Genomic DNA, 19,117 nt, shown 5'->3' with positions numbered 1-19,117 from the left:
GGGAAACAGGAAGGGGCCTTTCAGCAAGCATAGAATGCGCGCTAGAACGGCCCCTTCCTGTTTCCCGCCCCCGGGCAGAACCCCCTCTTTCGGCAGGCGTCCCCCCTTACACACATCTCCCGCCCACTATTATGATCTTGACAATAGTGTGTGTCATACAGTATAATTTGTTTATAGGAGGATTTACTATGCCGGAAGAGAAGGATTTGATGGCGAACCTGACGTCAGAGCTGCGCAGGGGCACGCTGATTCTTAGTGTGCTGAGCCAGCTGGGGGAAGCCAAGTATGGATATGCTCTTGTCCAGAGCCTTGAGGAGAAGGGCGTAGAGATCGACCCGAACACGCTGTATCCTCTGCTTCGGCGTCTGGAGAAGCAGGGACTTTTGAGCAGCGAATGGGACGTGGGAGAATCAAAGCCGAGGAAATATTACAGAAGGACTCCCATGGGAGATGATATTTACAGGGAACTGAAGACGCAGTGGGAGCAGCTTTCGTTTAACATGGATCGGATTTTAAGGGAGGGAGCGTTATGACAGACAGGGAGAGAGAACTGATTAATCGCTATGTATATGAAGTTACGAAACGTGTCCCAAAGGAGCAGCGGGATGAGATTGAGCTGGAGATGAGAGAACTGATCGGGGATATTCTGGAAGAGCTGACGCTCGATCAGGTATTTGCAAAACTTGGAGATCCGGCTGTGTTTGCCCGAAAGTACAGGGAAGATAAAAATTATGTCATCAGTCCTGATTATTATGACAATTATATCTGGGTGATGAAGATCGTGCTGATCTGTGTATGGACAGGGATGTTTATTTCCATGGTGGTTCAGTGTGTGATTGACTATAGAAATGTATTCTACGAGATAGCGCGTTTCATAAGCGGGCTAATGACGGGGTCTGTTGGTGCATTTGGAGCGGTGACGCTGGTCTTTGCATTTATGGAACGGCAGAAGATAAAGGTGGAACTAAAGAAGGATAAGGTCTGGACCTCCGATATGCTGAATCCGATACCGGATAAGAAGGCCAGGATTAGCCGGGGGGATTGTGTGGCATCCCTGGTATTTATCATGATTTTTGCCTTTATTCTCATATTTGTACCGCAGTTTATTGGAGCAAGCTTTACAGATGGGAACGAAGTTACACGCATTTCCCTCTTTAATCTGGACAAATGGGGGATGATACTGCCCATATTTCTGGTTGCCCTGATGGCTGCATTTGTAGATGAAATTATCCGGCTGGTAGCCGGGTGCTACTGCCGGACTGTGATGCTGAGCAGTGTCATAGCGAATGTGATTCAGGTAATATTGGCGATACTTGTATTAAAAGTATTTCCCATCTGGAATCCCAATTTTGTATTTGAGTTAGAGTCAAACTTAAGCGAGTCATTACACTGGAAAAATGAGCTGATTAACAGGTGGAATGCAGGGCTGCTATCTGACATCATCCTGGGGATCATCGTATTTGCATCAGCCATAGAGGTTGGACTGACCGTGTACAGGACTGTGCGGTATGGGAGAGATTTGGGCGGGCGTTGAGATATGAAAACCAGTATGGTTTCCGGAAAAGAACACTTTGAATTAAATAGACGCTGAGAAAGAGGTATATTACTGCTTATGCAGATGCATCCAGAGTACCTCAAAAGCAGGAACACAGCCAGGGAGTTGTATGCCCTGGCTGTGATGTTTTGTGACTATAATTACAGATCAAAAGAATCCAGTTCTTGGATTTGTCTCTTTTTTTGCTGCATTTTGCTATGGTTCTGCTCCAAGAGCGGGGTTATCTTTTGGCATAAATCCTCGGTTATCCGCAGGCATTCCAGCGCGTCCTCCCTGTTAACCTCTACAAAGTTATCACCAGGATATCTGGCGTCATAGTAAAAATCGCCAAGCCACTTCATGTCTTTTGATGAAAGGTCTAATTTAGGATAAATTTCTTTCAGCTTGTTGGTGATAGCCCGCAAATTATGGGAATGCATAAGTCCCAGAGCATCTTCCGCAAAAGTTACTTCTAAAATTGCCTTCAGGTATTTCTCAGCAGACTGCGCGCACAGAGCAGCGACTCCATTATAGTTGCCAAGCTGTTCACCTACCTGCATTCCGGCCTTTGCATAACAATAATCGTTATACGCCATTCCATAGTAAGAATTTATTTTTTTTTCCATAATACGATTCCCTCCTTTTTGACCTGAGATACTAAAAGGCATTCTGAGTTTCGAAATGTTTCAATATCATAAAAAACTAAATCTATATTCTCTTCATCAAATTCACTGCATAAATCACCTCGGAGTAAGCGGTCGGGAATGCATGATGTTATTGCCATTAAATCAATATCGCTTTTTATGGTTTGTTCTGTACGTGCATAGCTGCCAAACAGTATAATATATTCCAAATCAGGTATTCGGCTGATCAGGTACTGTATTTTTTCTGCAATGAAAGTTTTTGTAGTACCTTCCAAAAAAGATATTGACTCATCTATTTTCATTGTGCCCTCCTTATCGGCTGAGTTGCAGAGTTTTAGGTGTGTTGGTATAAATTTCTGAGTGATATATTAATTTATCATAGCATAAAATATATGTCAAAAACAATCTGTATTTGGTACGTTTAGTGGAAAATATAAGTAAATCAGCTCAAATATTTAGTTTTTTTTATTCATAATAAAATTTTACTTCAGGCAGGCGTCCCTTCTTCGTTCTCCCCCGCTTTCAATAAGTACTTGCAATATTGAAAGGGAAGAGGTAAGATTCTTTTATAAAACGATTTATGAAAGAAAAATCCACCCCCGTTTAAGAGCGGGTTTTTAACAGGAGGCAGCATATGGGCACAGGGATCGGAATCGATAAAAGGAAAGCAAATTTAGCAAAGGTGGCAAAGTTCATCCTGCACCGCCGCAGCACATCAAAGCCGGAGATTGCGGCTATGCTTGGCCTGAGTATGCCAACGGTTTTACAAAACGTGAAGGAGCTGCTGGAGCGCGGAATTATCGTTGAGAGCGGGGAATATGAGTCGACCGGCGGGCGTAAGGCAAAGGCATTGTCAGTCAATGCGGGGTTGAAGTATGCGGCAGGGATTGATATTACGGCGAATCATATCAGCTATGTCGTGATTGACCTGACGGGAGAACTGATAGAAAAAGAACGGATCCGGGCCGTGTTTGAAAACTCACTGGAGTATAATGAAAAGGTGCATCAGGGCTTTCTGGAATTTGTGCAAAGAGCAGGGATCGAGGCTAAAAGGATTTTGGGCGTGGGGATTTCGCTTCCGGGGATTATCGACAAGGAGCATGAGACCCTGATCATTTCCCATATCTTAAGGCTTAAGAATGTAAGCCTGAAAAATCTTAGCCGTTTGTTTGAATATGAAGTCTGCTATGAGAATGATGCCAACAGCGCGGCGATGGCGGAAATGTACCGGCTGGAGAAGAATGCGGTATATTTGTCCCTGAGCAATTCGGTGGGCGGGTCTTTTTATATTCATAACGGAATATACGAGGGGGATGATTACCGGAGCTCCGAATTCGGGCATATGATCATTGTGCCGGGAGGCAGACAGTGTTACTGCGGGAAGAAGGGATGCGTGGACGCTTACTGTTCCGCACAGGTTTTGGCAGCGAAAGCGGATGATAATCTGGAGCAGTTTTTCGAAAGGCTGGATAGAGGCGATGAAGATTTGCAGCAGGTATGGGATGAGTATCTGGAGTATCTGGCGGTAACAGTTACCAATCTGAGGATGGCATACGACTGCGATATCATTCTTGGCGGGTATGTGGGGGGATACCTGGAAAAATATATGGCGGAATTGAGTAAAAGAGTGATAAAATATAATGGCTTTGAGAATGACACAACTTATCTGAAAACATGCAGCTTCCAAAAGGAGGTGTCTGCTGTAGGAATTGCGATGAGTTTTGTGGAAAATTTTTTTGAATCACTCGGGCGTGTTTAGTATGCATTAATGGAACAATGGGCAAATGTGATTTGCAGGGAAATGAGTGGCGGTTACTGTTCACGGAACAAAGGAAGACTATGAAAAAGAATATTTTTTATTCCAGGACAAAGAAAGGGTTTGATGGAAAATGAAATCTATATACTGTATATTGCTTATAACTATGTGTTTAAATAACAATATATAGTATAAATGTTTCATTTTTCAAAAATTCTTTCTTTGTCCTTATATTTTCTGAGACGAAGTACAAATCAAGTAGAATCTCTTACAATCAATTCTGTATTCAACAATATATGTTGTGTCGGCGAAGATGGATTTTCTATCAAATCTAGTAACAATTCACATGACTGATGCCCGATCTGCCGTTTCGGCTGGCTGATCGTGGTTAAGGAAGGAACAACCATTTTAGATAAATCAATATTATCAAACCCGATGACCGCGATATCTTTGGGCACCTGCAGATTGCAGTTTTGTATTGCTTTTATTGCGGCTGCGCCATAGACGTCGGATACACAATAAAAGGCGTCGGGATGGTCAGGTTTCTTTAATAAGGCCGATATGATAGAAACAGCCATATCAAAATCAATACTTGAAACATGCATGATCCATTCATTTCTGGGAACCAGCCCGGCTTTTGCCATGGCTTCTAAATAGCCCTTTTCACGGTATTTTGCGTATGCATTTGTCAGCATGCTGTTGATAAGGGCGATCTTCGTTCTCCCGGTAGAAATTAAATAGTTTATTGCAATTTGCGAGGAATAGATATCGTCGATTGATACAAAGGAAACATTGGGCAGATAGCAATGCTCCGAACACATTACGATGGGGTACTTTAGCCGCAGTCTGCTTAATTTCTCTTTGTCAAAGATATTATGGACGAGAAGCAGACCTGAAAAATGATTCTGATCCATAATGACTTCATACTCGTTTAATGCATTTTTATAGTCTGACGCTTCATAAAAAAAAGTGCGGAATCCCCTGGAAGCAGCCGCTGCCTGGATTCCATCGATTACCTCCGTATAAAAAGGGTTTCTAAAATCCGGAAAACAAACGAGAATAGAGCAGGTGTTCGTTGCTGTTTCAGCTATGTGAAAGTCTTTCGGGGTTAGGCCAAAGTGGGAGATTGCCTGTAATACTTTTTGTGTGGTTTCAGGCTTTACATATCCACTTTTATTAATAATGCGGGATACAGTAGCAATGGATACATTTGCCTGTTTTGCAATTTGTGAGATGGTTACGGTTTTTGAAATAGCCATGCTGACCTCCTGGGTGTAAAAAATATGTAAAATTTACATACAAATTAGTGAAAATATTTAAAAATCGATCCTTAAACTGCTGTTATTAATGAAAATTATATAAGGTATTGAAAAGAATGTCAATCGATAATATAATAAAAGTGTAAAAATTACATACTAAAGTAAAAAATGTGAAAAAAATCAGAAAGGAGGTGCGAATATGAAGCAGGGATTTGTGACTGCTGTTATGGATCAGTATTCAATAGAAGAAGTGATTGATTTTGCAGCTTCCAATGGGTTCGAATGCATAGAAGCGGCATGTTGGCCAAAAGAAAAAGCGGAAAGACGTTACGCAGGTGTAACACACATTGATGTGGATAAACTAGATCATGAAAGCGCAGAGTATATTTTAACCTATTGCCGGAAAAGAAGAATAGAAATATCTGCATTAGCCTATTACCCAAATGTATTGGATCCTGATTTGGAAAAAAGAGCTTATTGTATTGAGCATTTAAAAAAAGTCATAGAAGCCGCCAACAGATTGAAAGTATATATGGTGACAACATTTATAGGAAGAGTTCCCGATTTGAATGTTATGAAAAATTTAGAGATCGCAGAGGAAGTCTGGGGGCCTCTCTTACAATTTGCAGAGGAGCTGGGGGTTAATATAGCAATTGAAAACTGTCCGATGCTATTTACAGAGGACGAATGGCCCGGAGGAAAGAACATTGCAACATCGCCCGTTATCTGGAGGGAATTGTTTCATAGGCTGCCAAGCCCCAATTTAGGCCTGAATTATGATCCGTCACATTTTATATGGCAGGAAATGGACTATATCAAACCGATCTATGAATTTAAAGATAAAATATTTCATGTCCACTATAAAGACATTAAGCTGAATAAAGAGGCGAGAAGTGAGGTTGGTATACTGGCGGCGCCGCTGTCTTATATGACTCCCAGGATTCCGGGGCACGGAGATGTGGACTGGGGGGGCTATATATCTGCATTACTCGAAATTGGATATCAGGGGGCTGCATGTATAGAAATAGAAGATAAATCTTTCGAGAACAGGAAAGAGAATATAGAAAATGCACTGAAGATCAGCAGACAATATTTAAAACAGTTTATTAATTATCCGGAACTGCCAGACAGCCCAAAAGTCCGGAACTGAGATTTGCATAATCCATAAATAGACGGTAAAAAAGGAGAGGAGGGATAAATTTGCAGAAAATTGCAGTGGGAGTGATCGGGCTTGGCTTTATTGGAAAACAGCATATTGAAGCGCTTAGAAGAGTTCCTGGAATTGAGGTGGCTGCTGCGTCCGATGCGGATGCTTCCATGCGGAATTGGTGTCAGGCAAACGGAATCGAGAATTTCTATGTAAATTATCAGGATATGCTTAAGAAAGTAAAGCTGGATGCTGTACATGACTGCACGCCGAATCATATGCATTTTGAGGTGAATAAGGCGATATTGGAAAGCGGCCGTCATGTCTATAGTGAAAAGCCTTTGACGCTGCGTTCGTCGGAGGCGTTGGAGCTTTGCAGGCTTGCAAAAGAGAAGGACAGGCTTGCGGCAGTTAACTTTAATTACAGAAATAACGCGATGGTACAGGAAATGAAGGGAAGAGTACAGGAAGGAAGGCTGGGAGGCTTCAGCCATATTCAATTGGAGTACTTACAGGATTGGCTGCTATATGATACGGATTTTGATTGGCGGATCAGCAGGGAGACAGGCGGTGAGTCCAGGGCAACAGCGGATATAGGATCTCATTGTTTTGATACGCTTCAGTTTATTACGGGAGAGAGGATTACCGCAGTCTATGCAGTTTTTCATCAGCAATACCGAAAGCGAAAGTATTGTAAGGAAAAGAGAGAGACATTTTCCGGCGGACAAAAAGGAGATACTTATGAAGTGGCTGATGTAGAGAATGAAGATGCCGCACATATTTTGTTCAGGCTGGAAGGCGGGATAATAGGAAACATTGCGGTAAGTCAGGTATGCGCGGGAAAAAAGAATGGCTTAAAAGTTCTGATCAGCGGCGAAAGAGAAGCTGTCCAGTGGGAGCAGGAGAATCCGGATAAGCTGTGGATCGGGCATCGGGATGGCGGAAATGAAGTTTTATATGCAGATGGAAAATACCTGACCGACTATGCAAAATCATTCGCAGTGCTGCCGAACGGGCATCCGGCAGGTTGGACGGATGCATTGACGAATGGAATAGGAAACTTTTATTCGCAGATCAGGGATAGAAAAAGCAACATTCGATACGCAAATTTCGAGGATGGATATTATATTTCCAAAATTGTAGAAGCATGTATAGAAAGCAGCCGGCTTAACCGCTGGGTGGAAATAAAAGGAGGAGAAAAATATGAAAAGAAACAAAGTGATTAGTATGGGACTGGCTGGTATGTTAGCTCTGTCACTTATCGGTTGTGCAGGAAAGGGGGAAGAACAGCCCAAAAAAGAAGCGGATGCCAAAGAAGAGCTTACAATCTTGATTGACGGCACGACTGAAGGGACAGACGGATACCTGATCAAACAAGGCGCGTTGGAATTTGCCAAGGAGTATGATGTTGACGTTAAATTCGTAGAAACACCATATGCCGAGATCCACCAGAAGCTAATGAACGTGGGGGCAAGCGGCGGCAGTGATTTTGATGTTGTATTTGTAGAGTCAGACTTCGTTGCCCAGATGGGGAAAGCGGGGATTTTAGAGCCTCTCAATGAATATGTAGAAAAATCAGAGTCGTTAAAGTGGGATGATTTTGTGGACTCCACAGTTGAAAGAAATACTTTGGAAGGTACTGTATATGCAATTCCACAGGTTGCAGATGTCCAGACAACCATTTACAATAAGGAGATTCTTGCGGATCTGGGATTCGCAAATCCGCCTGCAACGATTGATGAGTTTATCGATTACTGCGTAAAGGCGAAAGAAGCGGATTATTTGCCGATGGCAGTCAGATTTAATTCCACGGCGCTTCCGTGTCAGTTGATGGGGCTGTTCCTGTTTACAGATAACGGTGCATTTGTAGAAAAGGACGGCGACACATGGAAAGCGGCTCTGGATAATGAAACCGGCGCAAAGTGGGTAGAAAATGTAAGAAAGATTTTTAGCACAATTAACGGGGATACACTTGTTACAATGGATGATACAGCAATGTATGATGCGCTGAATACCGGTAAGGCAGGATGTACAATCGGCGGCGCATGGATGTATGATGCTTTAAATGATGATATGAGGGAGAAGATGGTAACTGCTCCGTTCCCGAAAGGCTCAGGAGACCAGGTGGCTTTGATGAGCGGCTGGAATTTAGGGATTTTTGCAAACTCAGAGCATAAAGACCTCGCATTTAAGTTTTTGGAATATAAAGCCGATGCGGAAAATGCAGGAAAGATGACAGCTGGACTCAGCGGAAGGAAGGATGCCGAGGAGCATTTTACAGAAGAGCAGAAAGCATATTATCCGGAATTCCAGGAGCTGATGCAGTATGGTATGGGCATTACTTCAGCAGAGTTTACGTTGAGAAGTGAAATGACGACAGCCATTCTTCCGGTTTTCCAGGAAGTGACATTCAGTGATGATGCTGCGCCGGCAGATGCTGCGAAAATGATGAACGATGCAATACAGAAAACAATAGATGAGAATCAATAAAATCCTGGTGTGCTGGCACATGGAGACATGATGTGGCAGTCTGCCGGAACAGTATGAAAGGGCCGGGCATCGGCTGGTTGGTTGTTTAGCCGGCCGGCAGATGCCGCCGGTTGTTTTCCGGGGAGAGATTAGAAATGAAAAACACGACAAAAAAACTATTGCCTTATCTTTATAGTACACCATTTCTTATTTTGTTATTTGCATTTGCATTATGTCCGTTTATCTTAAATATTGGTATGAGTTTTACCAATTACGGTTTAATGCGCGCTGAGTGGAATTTTGTGGGCCTGAAAAATTATTCTGACATTTTAATGGATAAGACAACTTGGAAAGCGATTGAACTTACGGTAGTTTTTATTATTGGGTGTGTTGGACTGACGATGCTGCTGGGCATGTTTTATGCTATAATCATGACGTTTAAGATTAAGGGGATAACCCTGATAAAAGCTTTGATTTTAATGCCGTGGATCATTCCGGAATCCGTGACTGCTTATGTATGGAAATGGTTATTTTCAGCCGATTCCGGACTGGTTTTTTATATTTTAGAGAGGGTAGGCTTGATTTCAAAAGATACTTCATTTTTCTTTGACGGTAAACTTGCCATGCTGATGATTATTCTGGCAAATGTCTGGCGGACGGCTCCTTTTGTGGCGATTATGACGTATGCAAAGCTGAGTGCAGTTCCGGATGGGCATGTGGAGGCAGCCCAAATAGACGGGGCCAGTTCTGTTCAGGTATTTCAATATATAAAAATCCCCTGGATGATGCCGATTCTAAAAAGATGTGCGATGCTTCTTTTCGTATGGTCATTCAATTCCTTCTCCATTATCTATATTCTCACGAATGGAGGTCCGGCAGGAGCCACCACGACGCTGCCTTATCTGATACGCCAGGCTGGATTCGTGAACTTTAATTTTTCCAGAGCGGCGGCACTTAGTACGATTTCACTGTTGATCATATTGATCTGCGCGTGTCTGGCGAAAATGATAAATGCTTCGGCTCAATGGATCAAAAGAAAGGGGGAGATACGGCTATGAAGAAAAAGAAGAGAATAGCGATGGTACTGCAATATGCAGCATTGCTGTCGGCATTATTGATCATTATTTTCCCGATATATTGGATTATTATCAGTTCGTTTAAGATAAAAGAAGATATACTGTCTTATCCTCCGAAACTGTTTCCAAGCCAGTTTACGCTAGAAAATTATGTGACAGCGTTCCGGGAATATGATGTATTAATGTATTTAAAAAACAGCCTGATTGTTACGGTGGTTACCGTGATTCTTACTGTTATTATCGCCGCGCTTGCCGCATATGCAATGTGCTTTTTCAAGTTTGCACCAGCCAAAATATTAAATAATCTGCTGTATTTGCTCCAGGTACTGCCGACAATTACTATGATGGTTCCCTTGATGACGCTCTACCGGATTATGGGAATACAGAATACTTATACATCATTAATCCTTACGTATACTGCGGCTATAACAGGGGTTCCTATTGCACTGATTTTAATTACCGGGTATTTTAAGGCAATACCGATGGAATTGTTTGAATCAGCCAGTATAGACGGAGCGGGCTCTTTTAAGGCATTTTATAAAATATTGCTGCCGCTGGGGGCTCCTGGCCTGGTGTGTACGGCTATCTATGTTTTTGTGCAGGCATGGCAGGAATTTATGTTTGCTGTAAACCTGATAACGGCTCCGGAAAAATACACTTTGCCGGTAGGGCTGCAGAGTTTCGTAGGAATGCGGAGTACGGACTGGGGCGGTATGATGGCAACATGTACAATGATAGCGATCCCTGCAGTGATATTGTTTACAGCGGTTCAAAATTACTTTGTGGACAATCTGGCGGGCTCGGTAAAAGAATAATAAAAGAGAGGATGTAGACTATGGCTATGAAGGTAGGATGTGCAGCATGGACGTGGACGGAACCAGCCCATAATCCGCCGTATGAAGGCGCAATTAAGGCAATTGGGGAACTGGGATTTGACGGGGTGGAATTAATACTCCGTGATTTTGAGGATGTAGAATGCTATTGGACCGTAAAAAAGAGAAAAGAAATTAAAAGTATGCTGGATTATTACGGTTTGGAAGTCTCTCAGTTTGCAATGTTTCAAAATGTAATGGATGGGTTAGCCAGCCTGGAAAATGACAGAAAACAAAAATCGATTGATGCATTTAAGGCAGGGTGTGAAATCAGCGCTGCTTTAGGGTGTGATATTGTTAATTTTGTATCTCCCTGGCCGGATACAATTACTGCTCCCAATTCTTATCTGCCGGAATATTATTATATCAATGTTCCGGGCGTGGATCCGAGGATCCGTGCATTGCAGGTATTTCAGACAAAGTTAAAGTACCGGTTTCCGAAACCATTTGAATGGGAGAAGTATTGGGAAAGCCATGTGGATGCGGTCAGGACAGTAACAAAGATTGCAGGCAGTTATGGGTTTAAACTTGCAATTGAAAATCACGCGAATACAATGACACCCCATACAGATTCCATTTTAAGATTATGTGAGGAAGTAGGAGAAGAAAACTTAGGCGCAAATCTGGATACAGTATGGGCTTACTTACAGAGAGAAAACCTTCCGTGGGCAATCTATAAGTATGATAAGAAACTATTCCATGTCCATATGCGGGACGGTGACGGGCTGGCAGCCTATAACCTTCCGGTAGGTTATGGAAATACAGACTGGGAAATGGTAATTAAGGCATTGAAGGAGATCGGTTATGAAGGATACCTTTCACTTGAATGGGCGCATGACTCAGAAAAGCATAAGCATTGTCTAGAATCTTTAGATTATTTGCGTACATTAATCGCAGCAGTTTAATGTTTCGGGGAAAGTAAGAAAAGGTAACGGTTCAGGTCTGTCTGAACTGTTATAAGAGGAGGAATATATGGCTATTAAGATAGGATGCACAGTATGGACATTCATGCAGCCCGGTTATCATGCTCCATATGAAGAGGCAATTCGCAAGGCGGCTGATGTTGGATTTGAAGGAATCGAGCTGATGGTTGATGATGAAAAGAAGCTGGAAGCATACTGGACAGAGGCGAAGACAGAGGAAATCAAACTTCTGCTCAAGCAGTTGAAACTGGATTTGATACAGATCTGTATTTTTCAAAATCTGGCAGGAGGATTCGCAAGTCTGGAGAAAGCAGATAGCGAAAAAGCCCTTTATAATTTCAGAAGAGTATGCAGGCTGGCGAAAAAGCTGGGGGCTCCTGCAGTCAACTTCCCGGTTCCGTATCCGGAAAACGATATTCGGGCAAAAACGACGGCAACTTTGCCGGAATATTTTTATTTAAACACTCCGGATATGGTATTGCCAGGCGGCGAGACAAGGTGTGTTGACGGCTGGCGTTTTGATGCAAAATTCAGACTTTATTTTCCAGCGGATTTCAAATGGGAAAAGTACTGGGAAAATTTTGTTGAGAATATGAAAAAAGTTTCTGAAATAGCGGCATCGGAAGGCGTGACTTGCCGGATTGAGAACACTTATAATACAATGGCTCCCCACACAGACTCTATATTGCGCTTATTGAAACGGGTTGAAAGTGATGTGTTAAGTGTAAGCTTTCACAGTGCACAGGCATTTCTGCAGAGAGAGGTCCTGCCATGGGCGGTGCATAAATATGGGAGGAAAATGACTCACTTCCGGGCGTGCGACGGGGATGGACTGGCCTGCTATAATCTGCCGGTTGGGTCAGGGATTATTGATTGGGAAGGCGTTCTGAGCGCCTTGCAGGAAATTGGGTACGACGGATATCTTTCATTTGAATGGCTGAATGATGCTGATATAGAAGAGAACGCGGCAGAATCGTTGGGGTATATTAGGAGAAAATTGAAAAAGGTATATAATCGTTAATTAAAGAAGCAGAAAGAAACGAGCATCGACTTATACCTCTTCCTGTGTTATGATAATGTTTGATTATTATAGAACAGAAAGAGGTATTTTTGATGAGCAATACATCAGTGAATAACCCCCATAAACATATCTGCCTGGGTATCCTTGCTCATGTTGATGCAGGAAAAACAACGCTGTCGGAAAGCATGCTCTATACGGCAGGCAGTATTCGGAAGCTGGGCCGGGTGGATCATCAGGACGCTTTTTTAGACACATTCGAGCTGGAGCGTGCGAGGGGGATTACCATCTTCTCAAAACAGGCGGAATTTGTGTGGAAAGATATGGAGATTACGCTTTTGGATACACCGGGCCATGTGGATTTTTCGGCTGAAATGGAGCGCGCTCTGCAAGTGATGGATTTTGCAGTGCTTGTGATCAGCGGAGCGGACGGCGTACAGGGGCATACAGTTACCCTCTGGCGTCTTCTGAAACAGTATCAAATCCCGGTATTTTTATTTATAAACAAGATGGATCAGGAGGGAACAGATCGAGAGTTAATTCTAAAAGAACTAAAGAAACGTCTGAGTGACGGGTGCGTGTGCTTTCATGAATTATCTAACCTCGAAAATGCAGAGGACAGCTGCCTGGAGAATCTGGCAGTGTGTGAAGAAGGCATGCTGGAGGAATACCTGGAGACCGGGAAGCTTGGGCTGGATTCAGTGGTACGCGCGGTCCGTGAAAGAAAAGTATTCCCTTGTTACTTTGGATCCGCACTCAGACTGGAAGGCGTGGAAGAATTGATGGAGGGGCTCAGGACGTACATGGCCAGTCCTGCTTATTCCCATGAATTTGGGGCAAAGGTTTATAAGATCGCGAGGGATGAACAGGGAAACCGGCTGACCTATCTGAAGGTGACAGGAGGGACTCTGCATGTGAAGGATGTACTGCCTGGCACGGAGGAGAAGATCAACCAGATCCGTATCTATTCGGGTGCAAAGTATGAGGCCGTCCAGTCGGCTGCAGCGGGCCGCGTGTGTGCTGTGACAGGCCCCGTCAGTACGTATCCGGGACAGGGACTCGGCGCGGAGAAGGAGCTGGACATGTTCATACTGGAACCGGTTCTGACCTATCAGATTCAGCTTCCTGAGGACTGCGATGTGCATCAGATGCTGCTGAATCTTAAACAGCTGGAGGAAGAGGAGCCTCAGCTTCATATCGTGTGGGAGGAGCAGCTCGGAGAGATCCATGCCCAGCTGATGGGAGAGGTGCAGACAGAGGTGCTGAAAAGTATGATATGGGAGCGCTTTAAGGTCCGCGTAGAATTTGGCGAAGGGAATATTGTTTATAAAGAAACGATTGAAGAACCGGTGGAGGGTGTCGGGCATTTTGAGCCGCTTCGGCATTATGCGGAAGTGCACCTGCTTTTGGAGCCGGGAGAACGGGGATCAGGCCTTCAGTTTACGTCTGCCTGCAGTGAGGATGTTCTGGACAGAAACTGGCAGCGGCTGATCTTAACTCATTTGGAGGAAAAAGAGCATAAGGGAGTTCTGACCGGCGCGGCTGTCACGGATATGAAGATTACGCTCACAGCAGGGCGGGCACATCTGAAACATACGGAAGGCGGGGATTTCAGACAGGCCACGTACCGTGCGGTGCGCCAGGGGCTAAAAAAAGCGAAAAGCATTTTGCTGGAACCGTATTATGAATTCCGTTTGGAAATGCCTTCGGACCATATCGGGCGCGCGATGTCTGATATACAAAAGATGTACGGCCGATTCGATCACCCCGGGATGGACGGGGGGACCGCGGTGCTTACCGGAATCGTTCCGGTAGCGACGATGCGGGGATATCAGCGGGAATTTATTTCCTACACGGGCGGGCAGGGCCGGATGTTCTGCAGCCTGAGGGGATATGAGCCGTGCCATGATCAGGAGGCGGTTATATCCGCATCCTGTTATGATTCCGAGGCCGATATGGAGAATCCGACAGGATCGGTTTTCTGTGCCCATGGGGCCGGATTTGTCGTGAAATGGGATCAGGTGGAGGAGTATATGCATATGGAAAGCACTCTGAAGACAGACGCTCCCGAACAGGATTCTTTTGTATATATACCGCCGGCTTCCGGCTCTTCTTCCAGGATAGAGCTGACACAGTCGGAACTGGATGCGATCTACAGGCGGACTCCGGATCCGGTAAAAAGAAGGGCACAGAGTGCGCCGGTTACCGTTAAGGCGCCGGAAAAGAAGCCATCCGACGGAAAATGGGAGGAACGGCAGAAAAATAAGAAAAGCAGAGAGACCTTTCTGCTAGTTGACGGCTACAACATTATTTTCGCATGGGAAGATTTAAGCGCCCTGGCGGAGGTAAACATAGAGAGCGCCAGGGACAAGCTGATGGATATTCTGTGCAATTATCAGGGATATAAACAGTGTACACTGATTCTGGTATTTGACGCCTACAAGGTGGAGGGAAATCCGGGGGAGGTTCTGAAACACCACAACATTTACGTAGTTTATACCAAGGAGGCGGAGACCGCGGACCAGTATATAGAAAAGACGGTACGCCGCATAGGACGGGGGTATGATGTTACGGTTGCTACATCCGATGCCCTTGAGCAGGTAATTATCCTTGGGCAGGGAGCGCAGCGGATGTCTGCAGACGGATTGAAAGAGGAAATAGAGCTTATGCAGAATGAGATTCGAAGTGAGTACCTGAACAAACCGGAAAATGCAAGAAATTATTTATTCGACCACATGTCAGAGGAATTGGTCAATGAAATGGAAAATGTGCGGTTAGGGAAAAAGAGGAGGGATTCTTAACCTGTGTTTAGGAAATATAGTGGGTGATATTTATAAAAACCACATCGTTTTGGAAGGCAGTATGCCTTAACCAATTCGATGTGGTTTTTCTTTAGGATGCTGAACAAAGAGAAATGCCGGGTGATGATAAACAGCACAGAATCTTATGACTGCTATTATGATGCATAACTCAAAGTAAATTCAACCAAATATACACATGTTTTTTTGTATGTTTTGCCAAAAATGAAAAAGAATATTGACTTTTTAAATAAAGTGGGGAATAATATAATTACTTTAATAAAACGTTTAATAAAAGATTAAAACAAGGAAGCGAGGTATTATAATGTTAAAGAGGAAAGAGAACACAATGCTTCAGCAGATTATGACAGCGCCCAAGGAAATTACGTTCAGGGAGGTACCCGTACCTGAACCGGGAGAGAAACAGGTTTTAGTAAAGGTCATGAATATAGGGATCTGCGGCTCGGATATTCATGTATATCATGGACAGCATCCCTTTACTACATATCCTGTCACCCAGGGACATGAGGTATCAGCGGAGGTTGTAAAGCTGGGGGAAGGCGTGGACGGATTAGCAATAGGACAAAAGGTAACGATTCAGCCGCAGGTGGTGTGCGGAGAGTGTTATCCGTGCCGGCATGGAAAGTATAATCTCTGCGAGGAACTGAAGGTCATGGGATTTCAGACAACGGGCACGGCATCGGAGTATTTTGCGGTTGATGCAGAAAAAGTCACACCGCTTCCGGAAGCTATGAGTTACGAGGAAGGCGCTATGATTGAACCCTTGGCGGTAGCCGTACACGCCGTAAGACAGGCAGGCGATGTGAAAGGATTGAAAATCGCAGTTCTTGGAGCCGGCCCGATCGGCAATTTAGTTGCCCAGACAGCACTTGGTATGGGTGCAGAATCCGTATTGATAACAGACATCAGCGGTTTGAGGCTGGAGAAAGCAAAAGAATGCGGGATTAAGCATATGGCTGACACGAAGGAAGAAGATTTTGGTGAAGCTATGATCCGTGTATTCGGTCCTGACAAGGCGGATGTTATCTACGACTGTGCAGGCAGCAACATAACAATAGGTCAGGCAATTCAGTATGCAAGAAAGGGCAGCACAATTATTCTGGTTGCTGTATTTGCAGGAATGGCAGAGGTGGATCTGGCCGTACTCAATGACCATGAACTGGATCTTAATACAACAATGATGTACCGTAATGAGGATTATATAGAAGCAATCCGCCTTGTGAATGAGAAAAAGGTACATCTGCGTCCGCTGATTTCAAAAACATTTGCGTTCCAGGACTATAAGCAGGCGTATCAGTATATCGAGGATAACCGGGAGACAACCATGAAAGTAATCATTAACGTGCAGGAATAAGGGAAAAGGGGTCAGACCCCTATGAAGATTCCAAACGTATTTTTTCATAAGGAGGATTAAAAAATGGGAGCCGTAGAGCTAAGTTCAGGTGTTTCGCCAGTCATACACAGCAAGGAGACAAAATGCAGCGCAGTCTGTGAGATTCCGGTAAAAGCAGATAAAAGGGATACAAATGTTAAGGTGCCGTTTGTTAGTAAAATCGCCTATGGCATGGGCGATGTGGGATGCAATTTCAGCTGGATGTTTGTAGGAAACTTTTTGATGATATTTTATACAGATGTTTTTGGGATTAGTATGAGCGCAGTAGCAGGCCTTATGTTGTTTTCCCGTTTTTGGGATGCGATCAATGATCCGATGATCGGGAGCCTGACAGATAAGACAAAGTCACGCTGGGGACGTTACAGGCCATGGCTGCTGATTGCAGCGCCGCTCACCGCAGTGATACTAATGCTGACATTCTGGGCGCATCCGGACTGGACTTCCACGGCAAAAATAACGTATATGGCGGTGACATACTGTATTCTTGTCCTGGGCTACACCTGTGTAAATATTCCATATGGAACCTTATGCGGGGCTATGACACAGAATATAGAGGAGAGGGCAAAGATCAATACATCCCGCTCTGTGGCGGCCATGATAGCTATCGGTATCATAAATATTATCACAGTGCCGCTGATTACCAGGCTGGGCGCGGGAGACGATAAGCGGGGTTACCTGATGATAGCGGTGATATACGGCTGTATATTTGCTGCCTGCCATATCTTTTGCTTTGCCAAAACAAAGGAAGTTGTTGCAGTTCCCGAAAAACAGAAAGTATCTATCATGAAGCAGCTGAAGGCTGTTGCACAAAACAGGCCTTATATCCTCGCATTAATAGGGCAGATGTTATTTGGCTTTACACTATATGGAAGAAACGCGGATGCATTGTATTATTTTACATACGTAGAAGGCAATAAGGCGTTTTTTACAACATATTCCATGTGTATTATCATTCCGTCTATTATCGGGGCAGCATGTTTTCCGCTGTTGTTCAAATGGACGAACAATAAAGGGCGGGCCGCTTCTATTTTTGCCTTACTGACAGGAATCAGTATGCTAAGCTTATACTTTTTCAGTGTTCAGTCTTCGCCGATTCTGTTTTATGGGGTGTCGGGGCTAACACAGTTCTTCTTCTCCGGATTTAATACGGCAATTTATGCAATTATACCGGACTGCGTAGAATACGGAGAATGGAAAACCGGGCTTCGCAATGACGGATTTCAGTATGCGTTTATTTCGCTGGGAAATAAAATCGGCATGGCGCTGGGGACTTCTCTTCTGGCTCTCATTCTTGGTGCAGCAGGATATGCGGCAAATCAACAGCAGAATGCGGCGGTGCTGGCTGTTATGAAACATTCTTTTACTACAATACCAGGTGTTTTATGGGTGGTGACAGGAATTGTACTGGTTTTTTATAGGCTGAACAAAAAGCGTTATAATGAAATAGTAGAAGAAATTAACGTAAGAAAATCGGGATTTAGTCGGCAAGCTTTAGACTTGTCGACGGATGGGGACGCTTCATGACAGGGAGGCCGGGGAGGTGCTGGGGCTGTATATGCCGTTGCGATATGCACCCATGCTGCTAAGTGATTCTAGAACACCCGATGCAGGATAGGCGGGTATGCTGAACACATCACAGGAAATCTGATGATTTCCCGCGCTGGGTTCAGCAAAAACTTGATTTGGAGATCAAGTTGTTCCCCGCCTATCCGGCATCGGCTGTTCAAGAATCACTAAGCGCATTCCAGCATTTCGCAACGGCATATACAGCCCCAGCACCTCCCCGGCCTCCCTGTCATAAAGCTGGCTCATCCAATCGGCAGGAAAACCCACCAACCGGGTGGGATCCCGGACCAGGGCAGCGGATGTGGATTGGCTATGCGTGTCTTTTCATCTTCAAGATGTGTATGAACTGGAAGCCGTATCACCTTACTTATATACACCTACTGGGGACATAAAAAAACAGTCAATTCTATATCCATACGCTGCCCCCGTTTGAGGCCCCTCCTTAGAAACGAGCTTTTTCCTGCCGGTTGGATGCGCCAGCTCCATGAAGGGATCGCCAAAAGCCTTCCGGAGAACATCCATGTCCTTTCAAAAACGCTCAAAGCGGACCTTAGAAATTCTTGGTGGGAAACAGCCCTGAAAATGGAGAGATTTTTGGATTCCGAATCCAAAAATCAGCTGACCCAGCGCGAGAAATCATC

16 protein-coding genes are annotated in these 19,117 nt (G+C 44.3%); 13 read left to right on the top strand and 3 right to left on the bottom strand.

Features of this window, described 5'->3' with window-relative positions; genetic code table 11:
• The first annotated feature begins 188 nt into the window (after window positions 1–188).
• Window positions 189–533: a PadR family transcriptional regulator gene (locus ARB69_RS23615; RefSeq protein WP_050638922.1), complete on the top strand. Its 345-nt coding sequence runs from the start codon at window positions 189–191 to the stop codon at window positions 531–533.
• Complete coding sequence (locus tag ARB69_RS23610; protein WP_055155187.1) at window positions 530–1,534, top strand: hypothetical protein; 1,005 nt, start codon at window positions 530–532, stop codon at window positions 1,532–1,534. Before ARB69_RS23615 ends, ARB69_RS23610 begins: the two co-directional genes overlap by 4 nt.
• 161 nt (window positions 1,535–1,695) lie before the next feature.
• Here ARB69_RS23610 and ARB69_RS23605 read toward each other — a convergent pair whose 3' ends face one another.
• Together ARB69_RS23605 and ARB69_RS23600 are read right to left on the bottom strand one after the other, a co-directional pair.
• Window positions 1,696–2,160, bottom strand: coding sequence for a HEPN domain-containing protein (locus ARB69_RS23605; RefSeq protein ID WP_050638920.1), 465 nt, complete (start codon window positions 2,158–2,160; stop codon window positions 1,696–1,698).
• Window positions 2,145–2,480: a nucleotidyltransferase domain-containing protein gene (locus ARB69_RS23600; protein WP_050638919.1), complete on the bottom strand. Its 336-nt coding sequence runs from the start codon at window positions 2,478–2,480 to the stop codon at window positions 2,145–2,147. Before ARB69_RS23600 ends, ARB69_RS23605 begins: the two co-directional genes overlap by 16 nt.
• A gap of 332 nt (window positions 2,481–2,812) precedes the next feature.
• Between ARB69_RS23600 and ARB69_RS23595 the strand changes: the two genes are divergently transcribed.
• Window positions 2,813–3,937 (top strand): ROK family transcriptional regulator, encoded by a 1,125-nt coding sequence (locus ARB69_RS23595; RefSeq protein WP_050638918.1) that lies wholly within the window; start codon window positions 2,813–2,815, stop codon window positions 3,935–3,937.
• A 251-nt stretch (window positions 3,938–4,188) separates the two neighbouring features.
• On the opposite strand, the gene ARB69_RS23590 is transcribed toward ARB69_RS23595, so the two are convergent.
• The gene (locus ARB69_RS23590; RefSeq protein WP_050638917.1) at window positions 4,189–5,193 is read right to left on the bottom strand and encodes a LacI family DNA-binding transcriptional regulator; all 1,005 of its coding nucleotides are present in this window, start codon (window positions 5,191–5,193) and stop codon (window positions 4,189–4,191) included.
• A 199-nt stretch (window positions 5,194–5,392) separates the two neighbouring features.
• On the opposite strand from ARB69_RS23590, the gene ARB69_RS23585 reads away from it, so the two are divergent.
• From ARB69_RS23585 to ARB69_RS23540, 10 genes are all read left to right on the top strand, one after another.
• Window positions 5,393–6,343, top strand: coding sequence for a sugar phosphate isomerase/epimerase family protein (locus ARB69_RS23585; RefSeq protein WP_050638916.1), 951 nt, complete (start codon window positions 5,393–5,395; stop codon window positions 6,341–6,343).
• 50 nt (window positions 6,344–6,393) lie between these two features.
• Window positions 6,394–7,566: a Gfo/Idh/MocA family protein gene (locus tag ARB69_RS23580; RefSeq protein WP_050638915.1), complete on the top strand. Its 1,173-nt coding sequence runs from the start codon at window positions 6,394–6,396 to the stop codon at window positions 7,564–7,566.
• Entirely contained in the window at window positions 7,544–8,830 is a 1,287-nt protein-coding gene (locus ARB69_RS23575) for an ABC transporter substrate-binding protein (protein ID WP_050638914.1), read from the top strand. The genes ARB69_RS23580 and ARB69_RS23575 overlap by 23 nt, the downstream gene beginning before the upstream one ends.
• Window positions 8,831–8,964: 134 nt before the next feature.
• Window positions 8,965–9,867, top strand: coding sequence for a carbohydrate ABC transporter permease (locus tag ARB69_RS23570; RefSeq protein WP_050638913.1), 903 nt, complete (start codon window positions 8,965–8,967; stop codon window positions 9,865–9,867).
• Window positions 9,864–10,700, top strand: a complete 837-nt coding sequence (locus tag ARB69_RS23565; protein ID WP_050638912.1) for a carbohydrate ABC transporter permease — start codon at window positions 9,864–9,866, stop codon at window positions 10,698–10,700. The genes ARB69_RS23570 and ARB69_RS23565 overlap by 4 nt, the downstream gene beginning before the upstream one ends.
• 20 nt (window positions 10,701–10,720) lie before the next feature.
• Window positions 10,721–11,662, top strand: coding sequence for a sugar phosphate isomerase/epimerase family protein (locus ARB69_RS23560; protein ID WP_055155186.1), 942 nt, complete (start codon window positions 10,721–10,723; stop codon window positions 11,660–11,662).
• 67 nt (window positions 11,663–11,729) lie between these two features.
• Complete coding sequence (locus ARB69_RS23555; RefSeq protein WP_055155185.1) at window positions 11,730–12,701, top strand: sugar phosphate isomerase/epimerase family protein; 972 nt, start codon at window positions 11,730–11,732, stop codon at window positions 12,699–12,701.
• 92 nt (window positions 12,702–12,793) lie between these two features.
• Window positions 12,794–15,499 carry a translation factor GTPase family protein gene (locus ARB69_RS23550; RefSeq protein ID WP_055155184.1) on the top strand — a complete coding sequence of 902 codons (2,706 nt, stop codon included), beginning with the start codon at window positions 12,794–12,796 and terminating at the stop codon, window positions 15,497–15,499.
• 346 nt (window positions 15,500–15,845) lie between these two features.
• Entirely contained in the window at window positions 15,846–16,871 is a 1,026-nt protein-coding gene (locus ARB69_RS23545; protein ID WP_055155189.1) for a zinc-dependent alcohol dehydrogenase, read from the top strand.
• Window positions 16,872–16,934: 63 nt separating this feature from the next.
• A complete protein-coding gene (locus ARB69_RS23540; protein ID WP_278314256.1) occupies window positions 16,935–18,434 on the top strand; it encodes an MFS transporter in 1,500 nt (499 codons plus the stop codon).
• Window positions 18,435–19,117: the final 683 nt, after the last annotated feature.

The organism is Faecalicatena contorta (assembly GCF_001404335.1).
Classification (GTDB): Bacteria; Bacillota; Clostridia; order Lachnospirales; family Lachnospiraceae; genus Faecalicatena; species Faecalicatena contortus_B.
This window is presented reverse-complemented; position numbering and strand designations above follow the sequence as displayed.